Here is a 16512-nt window from a genome sequence, read left to right as displayed (position 1 = left end):
CCGAACACCCGAAGGACAGCTTGTGACGACCGACGCTTCCGCCCCGGCGGCCCGCCGACCCGGTGAGCAGGTGCTCGCCTCTCTCGGCCTGGGCGCGCCCGCCCTCGACCCCGCCGACGCCTCCGCGCACAGCTTTCCCGGCGGCGGCCGCTGGCGCACCGAGATCCCCTCGTGCGAGGGTCCCGAGGCGCTGGCGGTCGTCCTGAAGGAGTCCTCGCGCCTCGACGTGCCGATCCACCGGATCAGCCAGGGCAGCGGCGTGTGGATGCTCACCGACGCCGAGATCACCGAGATGGTCGAGGCCACCGCCGCACGCGACATCGAACTGTGCCTGTTCACCGGCCCGCGCGGCACCTGGGACATCGGCGGCTCGGTGCGCTCCGACTCGCGGGGGGCCGGACTGCGCGCACGGGGCCACGACGCCGTCGCCGGCTGCGTCGAGGACGCCGTGCGGGCCACCGAACTGGGCGTCAAGTGCCTGCTGGTGGCCGACGAGGGCGTGCTGTGGACGCTGCACCGGGCGCGCGAGAACGGCATCATCCCGGCCGACACCACGCTGAAGGTCTCGGCGCTCATCGGCCCCGTCAACCCGGCCTCGTACGCCGTCTTCGAGCGGCTCGGCGCCGACTCCGTCAACGTGCCCAGCGATCTGACGCTGGACCACCTCACCGAGATCCGGCGGGTGTCGCGCGCCCCGATGGACATGTACATCGAGGCGCCCGACGACCTCGGCGGCTATGTGCGGATGTACGAGGTCGCCGAGCTGATCCGGCGCGGCGCACCGCTCTACCTGAAGTTCGGCCTGTCCAAGGCGCCCGGGATCTACCCGTGGGGCACCCACCTGCGCGACGTGACCCTGGACACCGCCCGGGAGCGGGTGCGGCGCGGCCGGCTCGCCCTGGACCTGCTCGCCCGGCACGGCGCGGACGGCGACATGGCACCGCTCGGCTCCCGCCTCCCCGGCCCGCTCAACCGCTTCCCCAGCAACGCGTGACCCTCAACGACGAGACGACCAAGGACGGACACACCATGCGCAACCGCAGAGCCGCACTCACCGCCATCGCCGGAGCCGCCTCGCTCGCCCTGACCCTGACCGCCTGCGGGCAGAGCGGCTCGGGCGGCAGCAAGGAGAAGACGGGTGACGTCAAGGGGGCCACCATCGGCATCGCGATGCCGACCAAGTCCTCCGAGCGCTGGATCGCCGACGGCAACAACGTCGTCAAGAACCTCAAGGCCAAGGGCTACAAGACCAAGCTGGTCTACGGCGAGGACGACCCGAGCACCCAGGTCTCGCAGATCGAGAACCTCATCACGCAGGGCGTGAAGGGCCTGATCGTCGCGGCGATCGACAACAAGTCGCTGAACAACGTGCTCCAGGAGGCGCACCAGGCGCACATCCCCGTGATCGCCTACGACCGGCTGATCCTCGGCACCCCGAACGTCGACTACTACGCCTCCTTCGACAACGAGAAGGTCGGCGTCCTGCAGGGCACCTACATCGTCCACAAGCTCGGCCTGGACGCCGGCAAGAAGGGCCCGTTCAACATCGAGCTGTTCGCGGGATCCAACGACGACAACAACACCAAGTACTTCTTCAACGGCGCGATGAGCGTGCTCCAGCCGTACATCGACAAGAAGCAGCTGGTGGTCAAGTCCGGGCAGACCAGGCTCAACCAGGTCACCACCCTGCGCTGGGACGGCACCACCGCGCAGAAGCGCATGGAGGACCTGCTCACCTCCTCCTACAAGAGCGGCCGGGTCGACGCGGTGCTCTCGCCGTACGACGGCATCTCCATCGGCATCCTGTCCGCGCTGAAGTCCGACGGCTACGGCTCGGGCAGCAAGCCGCTGCCGGTCATCACCGGCCAGGACGCCGAACTGGCCTCGGTGAAGTCGATCATCGCCGGGCAGCAGACGCAGACCGTCTACAAGGACACCCGGCAGCTCGCCAAGGTCGCCTCGACCATGGTCGACGACGCCCTGAAGGGCAAGAAGCCGCAGGTCAACGACACCAAGACGTACGACAACGGCAGCAAGGTCGTGCCCGCCTACCTGCTGCAGCCGGTCAGCGTCGACAAGTCCAACTACCAGCAGGTGCTGGTCGACGGCGGCTACTACACCGCGTCCGAGCTCAAGTAAGCCCCGCCCCCTGATTCCCACTGACTGGAAGGCACGACCATGGCGGGACCCGTCCTGGAAATGCGCTCGATCGTCAAGACCTTTCCCGGTGTCAAGGCGCTGTCGGACGTCACCCTGACCGTCCGGCAGGGCGAGGTCCACGCCATCTGCGGGGAGAACGGCGCCGGCAAGTCGACCCTGATGAAGGTGCTCTCCGGCGTCCATCCGCACGGCACCTACGAGGGCGAGATCCTCTTCGAGGGAGAGGTCTGCCGCTTCAAGGACATCCGGGCGAGCGAGCAGCGCGGCATCGTCATCATCCACCAGGAGCTGGCGCTGGTGCCGTACCTCTCCATCGCGGAGAACATCTTCCTCGGCAACGAGCACGCCACGCGCGGGCTCATCAACTGGCGCGAGACCCTGCGCCACGCCACCGAACTGCTGCGCCGGGTCGGTCTCGACGAGCACCCGGAGACCCGCGTCGCCGACATCGGCGTGGGCAAGCAGCAGCTCGTGGAGATCGCCAAGGCGCTGTCGAAGGAGGTGAGGCTGCTCATCCTCGACGAGCCGACGGCGGCCCTGAACGACGAGGACAGCGGCAAACTCCTCGACCTGATCCTGGAGCTGAAGAACCAGGGCATCACCTCGATCATCATCTCCCACAAGCTGAACGAGATCCGCAGGGTCGCCGACTCGGTGACGATCATCCGCGACGGGCGGTCCATCGAGACGCTCGACGTGAAGGCGCCGGAGACCACCGAGGACCGGATCATCAGCGGCATGGTGGGCCGCGACCTGGACCACCGCTTCCCCGAGCGCACCCCGCACCGGACGGAGGAGGGCGCGGCGCCCGCGCTGGAGATCCGCAACTGGACCGTGCTGCACCCGATCGACCAGCAGCGCAGGGTCGTGGACGACGTCTCCCTCCACGTCCGGCGCGGCGAGATCGTCGGCATCGCGGGGCTGATGGGCGCCGGCCGCACCGAACTCGCGATGAGCGTCTTCGGCCGCACCTACGGCCGCTACGCGGGCGGCACGGTCCTCAAGGACGGCCGGGAGATCCGTACGAAGACCGTCGCGGAGGCGGTGGAGCACGGCATCGCGTACGTCACCGAGGACCGCAAGCACTACGGCCTGAACCTGATCGACACCATCAACCGGAACATCTCGCTGACCGCCCTGAAGAAGGTGGCCCGGCGGGGTGTGGTGGACGAGCAGGCGGAGCGGCAGGTCTCCGAAAGCTTCCGGAAGTCGATGAACATCAAGGCGCCGACGGTGTTCGAGCCGGTGGGCAAGCTGTCCGGCGGCAACCAGCAGAAGGTCGTCCTCAGCAAGTGGATCTTCGCCGGTCCCGACGTGCTGATCCTGGACGAGCCGACCCGCGGCATCGACGTGGGCGCCAAGTACGAGATCTACACGGTCATCGACCAGCTCGCCGCCCAGGGCAAGGCGGTCGTCTTCATCTCCTCCGAACTGCCCGAACTGCTCGGCATGTGCGACCGCATCTACACGATGGCCGCCGGGCGGCTGACCGGTGAGGTGCCGCGGGCCGAGGCCACGCAGGAAGTGCTGATGCGCCAGATGACGAAGGACAAAGAGGTAACGCGATGAGCACGGACGTCACCGACAAGAGCCCGGCCGCCGCGCCGCCGGGCAGGTCCGGCCCGGGCGCCGGCGAGGGGCTGCTGCAGCTGATACTCGGCGGCCTGCGCCGCAACATGCGCCAGTACGGCATGCTGATCGCGCTCGGCCTGATCGTCGTCCTCTTCCAGGTCTGGACCGGCGGCGACCTGCTGCTGCCGCGCAACGTCTCCAACCTGGTGCTGCAGAACAGCTACATCCTGATCCTCGCGATCGGCATGATGCTGGTGATCATCGCCGGGCACATCGACCTGTCGGTCGGCTCGATCACGGCGTTCGTGGGCGCGTTCGCGGCCGTGCTGACGGTGCAGCACCATGTGGCCTGGCCCGTCGCCCTGGTGCTGTGCCTGCTGGTGGGCGCGGCGGCGGGGGCCGTACAGGGCTTCCTGATCGCCTACTTCGGCATACCGTCGTTCATCGTCACCCTCGCCGGGATGCTGCTCTTCCGCGGCCTGACCGAGATCTTCCTCAAGGGCCAGACCCTCGGCCCGTTCCCGAACGGCCTGCAGAAGCTCGGCAACGGCTTCCTGCCGGAGATCGGCCCGAACACCAACTACCACAACCTCACCCTGCTCCTCGGCATCGTCCTGATCGCCGCCGTGGTGTGGCAGGAGGTGCGCGACCGGCGCCGCCAGCAGGAGTTCTCCCTCGACGTGGTGCCGAGGAACCTCTTCCTGCTCAAGCTGGTCGCGCTGGTCGCCGCGATCCTCGTCCTGACCCTGCTGCTGGCCAGCTACGACGGCGCGCCGATCGTGCTGATCATCCTCGGCGTGCTGGTGGGCGGCTACGGCTACGTGATGCGCAACTCGGTCTTCGGCCGGCACATCTACGCCATCGGCGGCAACCTGCCGGCGGCCAAGCTGTCCGGCGTCAAGGACAAGCGCATCACCTTCCAGGTGTTCCTGAACATGGGCGTGCTCGCGGCCCTGGCGGGTCTGGTGGTCGCCGCCCGCCTGAACGCGGCCTCGCCGAAGGCGGGCGACGGCTTCGAACTGGAGGCGATCGCCTCCTCGTTCATCGGCGGCGCCTCCATGAGCGGCGGTGTCGGCACCGTCCTCGGCGCCATCATCGGCGGTCTCGTCCTCGGCGTGCTGAACAACGGCATGAACCTCCTCAGCGTCGGCACCGACTGGCAGCAGGTCATCAAGGGCCTGGCCCTGCTGGCGGCGGTCGGGTTCGACGTGTGGAACAAGCGCAAGTCCGGTTCGTAAGCAAGCGAGTGAGCCGAAGGGGCGCGCCGGTGTCGAGAGACCGTACGCGCGGAGGCGCGAAGCGCTGAGCACGATCGGGCTCTCGACACCGGCATCCAGCGCCCCGGAGGCGAGCGAGCGCCCAAAAAAAGGGGAGCCGTACATGGAACTGAACAGACGCACGGTCATCGCAGGCGCCGCGGCCGCCGGTATCGCCGCCACCACCCTCGGCTCGGGCAGTGCCCAGGCCGCCGCCGGTTCGCCGGCAGGCCGCAAGCCGGTGAAGGAGCTGTTCGGCACGCTCGCCGACGGCACCAAGGTCCACCGCTGGTCGCTGGAGAACGGCGGCACCCGGCTGAAGGTCCTCTCCTACGGCGGCATCGTCCAGTCCCTGGAGATCCCCGACCGGCACGGCCGGTACGCCAACGTCTCCCTCGGCTACGACGACCTCGACTCGTACGTGAAGGGCACGACGTACTTCGGCGCCACCATCGGCCGCTACGGCAACCGCATCGCCAAGGGCCAGTTCACCCTGGACGGCAGGAAGTACCAACTGTCCGTCAACGACGGGGTCAACAGCCTGCACGGCGGCGCCAAGGGCTTCAACACCAAGGTCTGGGACATCGATCCCTTCGTCTCCGGCTCCGACGTCGGCCTGCACCTGTACTACACGAGCGTCGACGGCGAGATGGGCTACCCCGGCACGCTGAAGACCAAGGTCACCTTCACGCTGGACCGGCACGGCGACTGGCGGATCGACTACGAGGCGACCACCGACAAGCCGACGATCGTCAACCTCACCAACCACACCTACTACAACCTCGCGGGCGAGGGCAGCGGCGGCATCTACGACCACGAGCTCTGGCTGGCCGCGAGCCGGTACACCCCCACCGACCCGGGCCTGATCCCCACCGGAGAGCTGGCCGGGGTCAAGGGGACCCCCTTCGACTTCACGCACGCCAAGCCGATCGGCCGGGACATCCGCGTGGGCCACCCGCAGCTGGTCACCGCCAAGGGCTACGACCACAACTTCGTGCTGGACAAGGGCGTCACCGCGCGGCCCGAGCACGTGGTGACCCTGCGCGACCCCGGCTCCGGCCGCACCCTGAAGATCTACACCGACCAGCCCGGCGTGCAGTTCTACTCGGGCAACTTCCTCGACGGCACCCTCGTCGGCCAGTCCGGCCACACCTACCGGCAGGGCGACGGCCTGGCCCTGGAGACCCAGCACTTCCCGGACTCGCCGAACGAGCCGTCGTTCCCGTCGACGGTCCTCAGGCCCGGCCAGACCTACCGCACGACCACCATCCACCGGTTCGGCGTCTGAAACGTCGTCCGCGTCACCCGAGTTGAACGGTGACACATCCGTCTCCGTACTGAAGGGCGGCCCGTGCTCCCCCGCACGGGCCCCCTGGAACGGAGGTCCCTTTGGCCGGCAACGTCACCTCGTTGTTCCGCGGCACCGCCGCGCACAGCCCCTCGATGGCGTCGCTGACGCGCGAGGGCGGCGACGGGACCGGCCCGGTGGACTTCTGCATCCCGTGCAACCCGTACTTCCCCACCCCGGCCATGTACGAGGAGCTGGCGGCCCGGCTCCGCGAGATCATCACGTACTACCCGAGCAGCGCCGAGACCATCACCGGCGAACTGTGCAGCCTGCTCCGGCTGCCGCCGAGCTGCGTGGCGATGGGCAACGGCTCGACGGAGCTCATCACCTGGATCGACCATCTCCTGGTCCGCGAGTCGCTGGCGGTGCCGGTCCCCACCTTCGGCCGCTGGACCGACCAGCCGATGGAGACCGGCAAGCGGGTCGACATGTTCCCGCTGCAGGAGGCGAGCGGCTTCGCCCTGGACCTGGCGCAGTACGCCGCGTTCATCCACAAGCGCGGGACCCGGGTGGCGGTGATCTGCAACCCCAACAACCCCGACGGCGGCTATGTGCGCAAGCAGCAGGTGGTCCAGTTCCTGGACGCCATGGCCGACCTGGACCTGGTGGTGGTGGACGAGTCCTTCCTGGAGTTCGCCGACGCGGAGGCCGAGCCGAGCGTCGTCCAGGAGGCCGTGCTCCGCCCGAACGTCATCGTCCTGCGCAGCCTCGGCAAGAACTTCGGCCTGCACGGCATCCGCTTCGGCTACCTGGTCGCGAACCCGGCGCTGGCGGGCAGGATCCGCTCGATGCTCCCGAAGTGGAACCTCAACTCCTTCGCCGAGCACGTGGTGTTCATGCTGAAGGAGCACGGCGCCGAGTACGCCCAGAGCCTGCAGCAGGTCCGCCGCGACCGCCTGGAGATGGCCAGCCACCTGTCGGCGCTGCCCGGCCTGACGGTGTACCCCTCGCAGGGGAACTTCCTGTTCGTCCGCCTGCCCGTCGGCGCCGAGGGCACGGTGGTCCGGGACCGGATGCTCACCGAGCACCGGATCCTGGTCCGCGAGTGCGGCAACAAGATCGGTTCCTCCAGCCGCTTCCTGAGACTCGTGGTGCGCCCCCAGGTCGACGTGCGTCGCCTGGTGTCCGGCCTGGAGCAGGTGCTCTACGGGTCCAGGAGGGGAGCCGCCGTACCCGAGCTGGGCACCGGGACCAGCTACAGCTCGGGTACGGCGGCGGTGGACCGCCTGGTCAGCGAGACCAACGGCTCCGGAGTACGGGGCCTGGCCGCACAGGCCCAGTCCATGCCGGCCCAGGCCGCGCCGTCCCAGGCCGTGCCGAACGCCCCCGCCCCCGCCCCCGCTCCGGCCGTCGGCACCGGCATGCCGCTCCCGGCCGCGGTACCGCCGCCTGCGGCGCCCCAGCCGGTGCCTGCGGCGCCTCAGCAGCCGCCTGTGCCCGCGCCTGCGCCTGTGCCCGCGCCCACGCCCGCACCGGTGCCCGCACCCGCCGCCGTGGTGGCGCCCACCCCGCCCGGCGTCCCGGCCCGGGGCGGTCTCACGGCGGCCCAGGTGCGGGGGATGACGGCGCCCGCGACGGACCTGACACCTGCTCCGGCCACGGGCTGGCCCAACGCGCAGAGCTGGCCGGACGCGGCGGGGGCCTGAGCGAGGGGGTGGCTGCGGACCCGTCGTGGCTCAGTAGGCGACTGGCCGGCCGGTGCGCCGGCTCAGCACGTCGATGCCCAGCTTGGGTGTGCCGTCGTTGCCGGTGGCTCCGAACACCGCCCGAACGGGCCGGAACCGGCACTGACGCCGTGCCCCGGCCCTCCCCGGATCCTTCCAGGCACATGCGGGTCCATCGATCCCGTCAGTGGCCGTGGCCGTGGCCGTGGCCGACGTGGCCGACGTGGCCGACGTGGCCGACGATCGTCCACGGGCGCATCAGGTCGTCGTCCTCGTGTTCGAGAATGTGGCAGTGGTGGATGTACGTCGCCGGCAACTCGGCGCCGCTGCCGGGAATCGACGCGATCCTGCCGGTCGGCGGGGTGAATTCCTGAATGATGATTCTGGTCACCATCTGCGCATGGGCCTTGACCGTGTCCTTGTAGGACAGCGCTTCGTCCGGGTCCGGCGGCACCGGTGGGCCGGTGAAGTATTTCGCCAGTACCGGCCGGTCCTCGGGTCTGCGGTCACCGTAAACCCACTTGTCGTAATCCGCCTGGTAGCGGGCCGCGTCGATCGGCTGCCTGTTCAGCACCTGGAAGTTGACGAGGTGGACATGCATCGGATGGGCGTCGTGGTTGGGATTGATGTACTCCCAGATCTCGGTCGAGCCCGCCTTGATGAAGTCCTGGGAGGGCTCCATGAATGGCACCGCGTTGAACGTCATGGTACTGAAGAGCTTGTGCTGGTACACGACCCATTCCCGCCGACGGGTGTGCGGTTTCGGCTCGATGGGTGCGACCTTCGGCAGCTTGAGTTTCCTGGGCGGCTTCGTCCTGTCCCCACCTCCGGACAGCGGCTTGGTGACCTGGAATTGCATGATTTCCGCGATCTCCGGGCCGCAGCCGGGGATGCCGGGGAAGTGGGCCTGCGTTCCTGGATAGTTCGTCAATGTGACGTTAGTGCCCATGGGCAGCCGGCTGAAGTCGACGATCAGGTCGTACCGCTCGGCTGGACTGATCAGGACATCGAGCATCTGCAACGGAGTCCGAAAGCCGCCGTCCGTGCCGATCAGCCAGAACGGCAGCTGGGGCTCACGAAGTACCTTTCTGGGAACGTCGAACCTCAGCCGCCAGAAACGCTCGTTCGAAGCGTTGAGAATGCGCAGCCGGTAGCGTCGCCGCTCGACGGCCAGGAAAGGATATGCCTTCCCGTTGACGACCGGGGTGTCCTCGCCTTCCCTCTGGGTCATGGTGTAGGCGAGTGAGCCGTCCTGGTTGAAGGTCCGGTCCTGCAGGATGAGGGGGACCTCGAACTCCCCTCGCGGCAGGCCGAGCCGGTCGTCGGCGGGGTCACGAATGAGGTAGAGACCGGCAAGGCCCGCGTAGACGTTGACGCTGGTCATCCCCATACCGTGATCGTGATACCAGAGCATGCACGAACGGTCATGGTTGGTGTAGCCGTAGATCGCTTCGTTGGGTTCGGCCCGGCTCGGGTCCAGGGTGGAGTAGGACTCGGCGTGGACTCCGTCCGGGCTGAACGACTGCAGCGGCATGCCGTCGGACTGTGGTGCTGTGAAACCGCCGTGCTGGTGTACGACGTTCCACACGTTGACATTCGAGGGGAAGGGCGGCTTGCTCTTGTAGGGAGGCGGAGCGATCGGGGCGAGCTGGGAGTCTCCGTTGCGAATGCCGTCGATCACGAACTGGAACAGGTGCGTGGTCGGCAGCTCGTTGCGCCATTTGACGACCGTCGGGTGGTCATGGGTCGCCTTGATGGTCGGCCCGAGATAGCCCATGCCGATCGCCTTGTCAGGATCGTGCGGGTTCGTGGCCCAGTAACCCCACACGGTTGCCGGCCCGAGGTCCCGGTGGAAGCGCCACGAACCCTGCCGCATCGTGATCTCGTAGTAGTCGGCGCCCGGATAGACGGAAGGATCCGGGATGGCTGTCATCGGCCTGGGCAGCGGGTCGACGTACTTCTCCAGTGGAGGGGTGTTCGGCGCCGAGGTCTCCGGACAGCCCGTCGGCGGGTGAGTCGTCGCCGCATACGCTCGCGCTCCCAGCACACCCCGTGGCAGCATGGACGCAGCCCCCATGGCACCGGCCATGAGGAAATTCCTTCGTTCCATCACCGTCTCCAGCCCTCCGTCGCCTCGCGTGAAGTCCAGGAGATACAGGGCTGGTTCGGTACGTTGCTGCAGCGCGCCGGTCCGTTCCGGGAAAGCCACTCATTGAGCCGATCTCAGCAGCAGTTGGCAGAAATCGGAGCTGAAGTCGAATTATCACTGCCAGTCTGAATACATGTAAAATCGCTTCCGCCGCGGACAACCGATCCGACCGCACCCTCCGCGTGAGCGCGGCGATCGGTGCAGGATGCGAACGCAGCCGGCCCAAGGGATCAGCGGGCCCGAACCGGAAGCGGGCGGCCCCACGGCGACTGAACCGCCCCGGTCGCCGCCCGATCCCCCTGTGTCTATCTGTTCGGGCACTCCTTCCATGCCAGGTGGTACACCGTGCTGATGTCCCCGTCCGTGGAGTCCATGGTCATGAAGCTGACCTTGTTCGCGGACGTGGTGCCCGCGCTGACCCTCAGCTCGGTGTTGATGTTGAAGTTGCGCTCCACCCCGCAGGGCGCCCAGACCAGTTGGGCCCAGTCCGTGGTGTCGGTGGCCTGCCAGTCGTCGTTGTAGGCGCCGGAGAAGGGGTGGGTCCTGGGGACGGTCTGCGAGGAGCCCTGGAAGTAGTACGAGGCCTTCTGCGTGGCGCTCGCGCCGGGCTGGAGCGAGAGGAAGCCGCGGTAGTCGGCCTCGGCGATCGCGTAGGTGAAGCCCTGGGGGACGTGGACGATCAGGTTGAGCTGGCAGTTCTTGCGGAAGGCCGTCGGGTCGGAGCCGCCGCCGGCCTGGGCGAGGTAGTCGCTGTAGGTCACCGTGAACGCGGTGTTGTCCGGCGAGACGGCGACCGCCGCGGTGCCCGCGGGGCAGCCGGAGCCGTTCACCGTGGCCACGTCGATGACGATCTTGTCCGGGGGCGGGTTGTCGAACACGCCCGAGGCGGGTGTGTGAGCGGGTAGCGCGGTGGTGAGCAGCGCCGCGACGGCGCCGCCCAGCAGTAGTCCACCAGCCATGGTCTCTCCCGAGGTCGGATGTGGGGGGCCTGTGTGGAACCTGTGAAGCGGTGAAGCGCTCCGCATCGTAGGAACCCCCGCTCACGTCCGGGAGGGCCGACTCCGGCCATTCACAACCGGCCGTTCACACCGCCCGTCCGCCCCGGCACCCGCGCCCGTCGCCTACGGGTTCTCCCAGGCCGCCGGTTCCGCCGCGAGCGCCCGGACGGGCTCCGGCAGCGCGTCCGCCGCGAGGTCGGCGATGGTGACGCCCTCCAGGATCCGGCGGACGTTGGCGCGCAGCGCGATCCACAGCGGGAGCAGCGGGCGGGCCGTGCCCGTGTAGGCGAGGCCGGTCGGGCGTTCGCCGCGCACCGAGACGATCGGGCCGTCGACCGCGCGGATCACGTCGGCGACGGTGATCTCGCCCGCGTCCCGCGCCAGCCGGTAGCCGCCGCCCCCACCGCGCCGGCTGTCGACGATCCCGGCCCGCCTGAGGTCGCCGAGGATCCCCTCGAGGAACTTGTGCGGGATGCCCTGGGCGGCGGCGATTTCCTCCGCCTTCACCGGGCCGTTACCCTGCCGTACGGCCAGCTCCAGTACCGCCCGTACCGCGTAATCCGCCCGAGCCGAGATCCTCATGGGTCCATTGTGGGGCGTCCCCGCGTGGAGAATGGCCGCACCCGCGCCCCGTAAGATCGCCCGGGAGGATCCACCTTGGCGCTCAGCAGACGTACTTTCAGTGCCCTGGCCGGCTCGGCCGCGCTCGGGCTCGCCCTGGGCGGCAGCGGCGGCCCCGGGGCGCCGTCGGCGTACGCGGCGCGCAGCGTGCCCACCGGCCCGGCGCCCGCCCCGCCGAGCGCCGACGGCCGGCCGCACACCATCGGCTACGACCGCTACTCGCTGCTGGTGGACGGCAGACGGCTGGTCGTGTGGTCCGGCGAGATGCACCCCTTCCGGCTGCCGAGCCCGTCCCTGTGGCGGGACGTGCTGCAGAAGATGCGGGCGCACGGATTCAACGCGGTCAGCATCTACGTCGCGTGGAACTACCACTCCCCCGCGCCGGGGACGTACGACTTCACCGGTGTCCGCGACCTGGACCTGTTCCTGCGGACGGCGGCCGAGACCGGCCTGTACGTCATCCTGCGGCCCGGCCCGTACATCAACGCCGAGGTGGACGGCGGCGGCTTCCCCGGCTGGCTGACGGCGGCGAAGGGCACCGCCCGCACCGACGACCCCGCCTATCTGGCGCACGTCGACGAGTGGCTGACCCAGGTGAACCTGATCGCCCGCCGGCACCAGTTCACCCAGGGCACCGGCACGGTCCTGCTGTACCAGATCGAGAACGAGTACGACGCGCACCCCGGCGACGCCACCGGCCGGGCGTACATGGCGCACCTGTACAAGAAGGTGCGGGCGGACGGCATCGACGTCCCGCTGTTCCACAACGACAAGGGCCGAAACGGGTACTGGACGCCCGGCTCCTTCGACACCGGCGGCGAGAAGGGCGGCTGGCTGTACGGCTTCGACGGGTATCCGTCGCCGTCGCAGACCCCGCCGGACTGGGGGACGTTCGGGCCCGGCGGGGCGAAGGGCGGGGCCAGTGCCTCGCCGTCCACGCCCGGGTTCGTGCCCGAGTTCGGCGGCGGGTGGTTCGACCCGTGGGGCGGGGCCTGGTTCGACGGCAAGGGGTACGCCGAGGCGCGCCGCACCCGGGACGCGGCCTACGAGCGGCGCTTCTATCTCACCAACCTCGCCAACGGCCTCACCCTGCACAACGTGTACATGACCTTCGGCGGGACCTCCTGGGGCTGGCTGCCCGCGCCGGTCGTCTACACGTCGTACGACTACGGCGCCGCCATCGACGAGGCCCGCAACGTCACCGACAAGATCGCGCCGCTGCACCAGCTCGGCCATCTGCTGCAGCGGGTGCCCGACTTCGCCAAGCTGGACCGGGCGGCGGACGTGCACGCCGAGGGCCTGAAGGTCTACCACCTGGCCAACCCGGACACCGGCGCGCACGTCTACGTCGCCCGCAACGACGGCGCGGACGCGGTCACCGCCGATCTGCCCACCGACGCCGGCCGGGTGCGGATCACCGTGCCCGGCAGGGACGCCCGGCTGCTGACCACCGGGCTGAAGCTGGGCGCGCGGACGCTGAAGTACGCCACCGCCGAGCCCGTCATGTGCGTGACGGCGGCGCGGCAGGACATCGCCGTGTTCTCGGGGCGGCACGGCGACATGGCCGAGCTGGTGCTGAAGTGCCCCGTCGGGCCGAACGTCATGCGGCTGGACCCGGAGGCCGCGTGGGTCCTCGACGACGACTCGCTGCACGTGAACGTGCCGCTCGGGCAGGGCGGGCTGACCCGTGTCCTGGTGCAGAAGGGCGAGACCGACACCCCGCTGCTGCTGCTCTTCGCCGACGACGCCACCGCCGTACGCCTCTTCCCGTACGACACCCCGTCCGGGACCCTGCTGGTGTACGGCCCCGCGCTGCTGCGCCACGCCGAAGTGCGCGGCAACGAGGTCCACTTGACGGGTGACGTCACGGAGACGACGAGCATCGAGGTGTGGGGGCCGCGCGGGACCGACACCCTGGTGTGGAACGGCCGCACGCTGCCCACCCGGGTCACCCTCTCCGGCAGCCTGATGACCACCGGCCTGCTCCCGGCCGTGCCCGAGGTGAGACTGCCCGAGCTGGGCGGCTGGCGGATGCGCACGGAGAACCCGGAGGCCGGGCCCAGCTTCGACGACTCGCACTGGACGGTCGCGTACAGGACCACGTCGTTCAGCACCACGCCGGTCCCGGACGGTCAGCCGGTCCTCTTCGCCGACGACTACGGCTTCCACTACGGAGACGTCTGGTACCGCGGCTCCTTCACGGACGCGACCGGTCTGGAGGAGGTCTCGCTCGCCTACAGCACCGGCACGCAGGGCCTGCTGATGGCCTGGCTGGACGGCGAGCCGCTGGGCACCCACCGGATGCCGGTGCCGGACAGGACCACGACGATCCGCAAGGGGACGTGGGCGGACACGGCGGTCTTCCCGATCCGTGCCGCGCTGCGCTCGCCGGGCCGGCATGTGCTGTCGGTGCTCGTGCGGCGCATGCAGCACGACGAGGACGGCAGGGCGCTGGACACGCACAAGGCGGCGAGGGGCCTGACGGCCGCCTCCTTCAAGGGCGGCTCGCCGAAGGTGAGCTGGCGGATCCAGGGCGCGGCGGCCCCGGATCCGGTGCGGGGCCCGATGAACAACGGCGGCCTGTACGGCGAGCGGGAGGGCTGGCACCTGCCGGACTTCCCGGACCACGACTGGGAGAAGGCGAGCTTCCCGCGCGCGGCCCGGTACCAGGGCGTGACCTGGTACCGGACCACCTTCCGCCTGTCGGTCCCGGCGGACATCGACGCCTCGGTCGGCCTGACCCTTCAGGACGACCCGTACCGCGCCTACCGGGCGCAGATCTTCCTCAACGGCTGGAACCTGGGCCAGTACATCAACAACGTGGGCCCGCAGCACACCTTCGTGCTGCCGAACGGCATCCTGCGCACCCGGGGCGCCAACACCCTCGCGCTGGCGGTCCTGTCGGAGTTCACCACGCTGTCGGGCCCCGGGTCGGTGCGGCTGACGCTGCTCGGCAGGGCGACGGGCGGGCTGCCGGTCACCCCGGTGTGATCACGCCAGCCTGATCACGTTCCAGGACAGCGGTTCCAGTACGGCGGTGAGGGTGCCGTCCGCCACGGCGGTGCCCTCGACCCGGTGCGGGACGACCCGCTCGGGGTCGTCCAGGGTGTTGCGGGCGTCGGGGTCGGCGTCCGCGAGCGCGCTGTGCTCGGTGACGGTCGTCAGCTGGAGCCCGTTCAGGGCGACCTCGAGCGGCAGGGCGTCGGTGCGGCTGCGGTTGACCGCGAACACGGTGACCGTGCCGTCGGCCGCGCGGACGGCCGTGGCGTGCAGCAGATCGGTCTCGCCGTACTTCTCCGTCTCGTACGCCGGCGAGTCCACGCGCACGTCGAGGACCTCGCCCCGGCCGTACTTCGAGGCCTGCGCGAACGGGAAGAACGTGGTCTGCCGCCAGGCGGGGCCGCCCGGTTCGGTCATGATCGGGGCGATCACGTTGACCAGCTGGGCGAGGCAGGCGACGGTGACGCGGTCGGCGTGCCGGAGGAGCGCGATCAGCAGCGAGCCGAGGACGACGGCGTCGGTGACGCTGTAGCTGTCCTCCAGCAGCCGGGGCGCCTCGGGCCAGTCCGTCTGCCCGAAGGTCCTGGCGTGCTCCTCCCACTGGGAGAGGTACCAGACGTTCCACTCGTCGAAGGAGAGGTTGATCTTCTTCTTCGACTTCAGCCGGGCGCCGACGTGGTCGGCCGTGGCGACCACGTTCTCGATGAAGGACTCCATGTCGACGGCCGAGGCGAGGAAGGAGTCCACGTCGCCGTCGGCGGGCTCGTAGTAGGCGTGCAGGGAGATGTAGTCGACCAGGTCGTACGTCTCCTGCAGGACGGTGGCCTCCCACGCGCCGAAGGTGGGCATGGCCTGGCCGGAGGAGCCGCAGGCGACCAGTTCGACGGCAGGGTCGGCCTGGCGCATGGCACGGGCGGTCTCGGCGGCGAGCCGGCCGTACTCGGCGGCCGTCTTGTGCCCGGTCTGCCAGGGGCCGTCCATCTCGTTGCCGAGGCACCACAGCCGGATCCCGAAGGGCTCCTTGTCGCCGTGGGCCGCGCGCAGCTCGGACAGGGCGGTGCCGGAGGGATGGTTGGCGTACTCCTGGAGTTCGAGGGCTTCGGCGACGCCGCGGGTGCCGAGGTTCACGGCCATCATGGGTTCGGCCTCGGGGCCGAGCTTCCTCAGGAACGCGATGTACTCGGAGAGGCCGAAGCGGTTGGTCTCGGTGGAGTGCCAGGCGAGGTCGAGGCGGCGGGGGCGGTCCTCGACGGGGCCGACCGAGTCCTCCCACCTGTATCCGGAGACGAAGTTGCCGCCGGGGTAGCGGATGGCGGTGACGCCGAGTTCCCGGACCAGCTCCAGGACGTCGGTCCGCAGTCCGGCGTCGTCGGCCGAGGGGTGGCCCGGCTCGTAGATGCCCGTGTAGACGCAGCGGCCGAGGTGTTCGACGAAGGAGCCGAAGAGGCGGGGGTCGACCTCACCGATGGTGAACGCGGGGTCGAGGGTGAAGCGGGCGGTGCTCTTGCTCATGGGATCCTCTCGGGTCACTTCACAACAGGCCAGCCGGAACGAAGGGCAGCGGGCCGGGGTGGGCGACGTCCGCCGACGCGGTGGCGGGCGGCAGGGCGAGGGCGGCCGCCGCGAGGAGCGCGACGCTTGTTCGATATGACGAATGTCGCCCGTAACTTCGAACGGGACCGTAGATTCGAAGCACTTCCCGCGTCAATGGGTGCGACACAAGCTCATGGGCGGCTTGCTCACC

General features: G+C 69.5%; 11 protein-coding genes. 7 read left to right on the top strand and 4 right to left on the bottom strand.

Going from position 1 to position 16512, the window contains the following annotated elements:
- Positions 1-22 precede the first annotated feature (22 nt).
- The 6 genes from OG956_RS25540 (at position 23) to OG956_RS25515 (ending at position 7982) form a co-directional block, all read left to right on the top strand.
- Positions 23-994: a hypothetical protein gene (locus OG956_RS25540; protein WP_330340325.1), complete on the top strand. Its 972-nt coding sequence runs from the start codon at positions 23-25 to the stop codon at positions 992-994.
- 35 nt (positions 995-1029) lie between these two features.
- A complete protein-coding gene (chvE, locus tag OG956_RS25535) occupies positions 1030-2139 on the top strand; it encodes a multiple monosaccharide ABC transporter substrate-binding protein (RefSeq protein WP_330342943.1) in 1110 nt (369 codons plus the stop codon).
- 39 nt (positions 2140-2178) lie between these two features.
- Positions 2179-3729, top strand: coding sequence for a multiple monosaccharide ABC transporter ATP-binding protein (gene mmsA, locus OG956_RS25530; protein WP_330340324.1), 1551 nt, complete (start codon positions 2179-2181; stop codon positions 3727-3729).
- Entirely contained in the window at positions 3726-4970 is a 1245-nt protein-coding gene (gene mmsB / locus OG956_RS25525; RefSeq protein WP_330340323.1) for a multiple monosaccharide ABC transporter permease, read from the top strand. Before mmsA ends, mmsB begins: the two co-directional genes overlap by 4 nt.
- Before the next feature lie 142 nt (positions 4971-5112).
- Complete coding sequence (locus OG956_RS25520; RefSeq protein ID WP_330340322.1) at positions 5113-6276, top strand: aldose epimerase family protein; 1164 nt, start codon at positions 5113-5115, stop codon at positions 6274-6276.
- Between the two features lie 101 nt (positions 6277-6377).
- Entirely contained in the window at positions 6378-7982 is a 1605-nt protein-coding gene (locus tag OG956_RS25515) for a pyridoxal phosphate-dependent aminotransferase (RefSeq protein WP_330340321.1), read from the top strand.
- A gap of 202 nt (positions 7983-8184) precedes the next feature.
- On the opposite strand, the gene OG956_RS25510 is transcribed toward OG956_RS25515, so the two are convergent.
- The 3 genes from OG956_RS25510 to OG956_RS25500 all read right to left on the bottom strand — a co-directional run bounded on the left by OG956_RS25510 (position 8185) and on the right by OG956_RS25500 (position 11729).
- Positions 8185-10209 (bottom strand): multicopper oxidase family protein, encoded by a 2025-nt coding sequence (locus OG956_RS25510; RefSeq protein ID WP_330340320.1) that lies wholly within the window; start codon positions 10207-10209, stop codon positions 8185-8187.
- A 245-nt stretch (positions 10210-10454) separates the two neighbouring features.
- The gene (locus OG956_RS25505; RefSeq protein WP_330340319.1) at positions 10455-11108 is read right to left on the bottom strand and encodes a DUF4360 domain-containing protein; all 654 of its coding nucleotides are present in this window, start codon (positions 11106-11108) and stop codon (positions 10455-10457) included.
- A gap of 162 nt (positions 11109-11270) precedes the next feature.
- Positions 11271-11729 (bottom strand): RrF2 family transcriptional regulator, encoded by a 459-nt coding sequence (locus OG956_RS25500; RefSeq protein WP_330340318.1) that lies wholly within the window; start codon positions 11727-11729, stop codon positions 11271-11273.
- 75 nt (positions 11730-11804) lie between these two features.
- On the opposite strand from OG956_RS25500, the gene OG956_RS25495 reads away from it, so the two are divergent.
- Entirely contained in the window at positions 11805-14759 is a 2955-nt protein-coding gene (locus OG956_RS25495) for a glycoside hydrolase family 35 protein (RefSeq protein ID WP_330340317.1), read from the top strand.
- On the opposite strand, the gene arfA is transcribed toward OG956_RS25495, so the two are convergent.
- Positions 14760-16280, bottom strand: a complete 1521-nt coding sequence (gene arfA, locus OG956_RS25490) for an arabinosylfuranosidase ArfA (RefSeq protein WP_330340316.1) — start codon at positions 16278-16280, stop codon at positions 14760-14762. It lies immediately after the preceding gene.
- Between the last annotated feature and the right edge of the window lie 232 nt (positions 16281-16512).

Source organism: Streptomyces sp. NBC_00557, from assembly GCF_036345995.1.
In the GTDB taxonomy this organism is placed as follows: domain Bacteria; phylum Actinomycetota; class Actinomycetes; order Streptomycetales; family Streptomycetaceae; genus Streptomyces.
The sequence above is the reverse complement of the archived record's forward strand: the minus strand, read 5'-3'. Positions and strand labels throughout refer to the sequence as shown.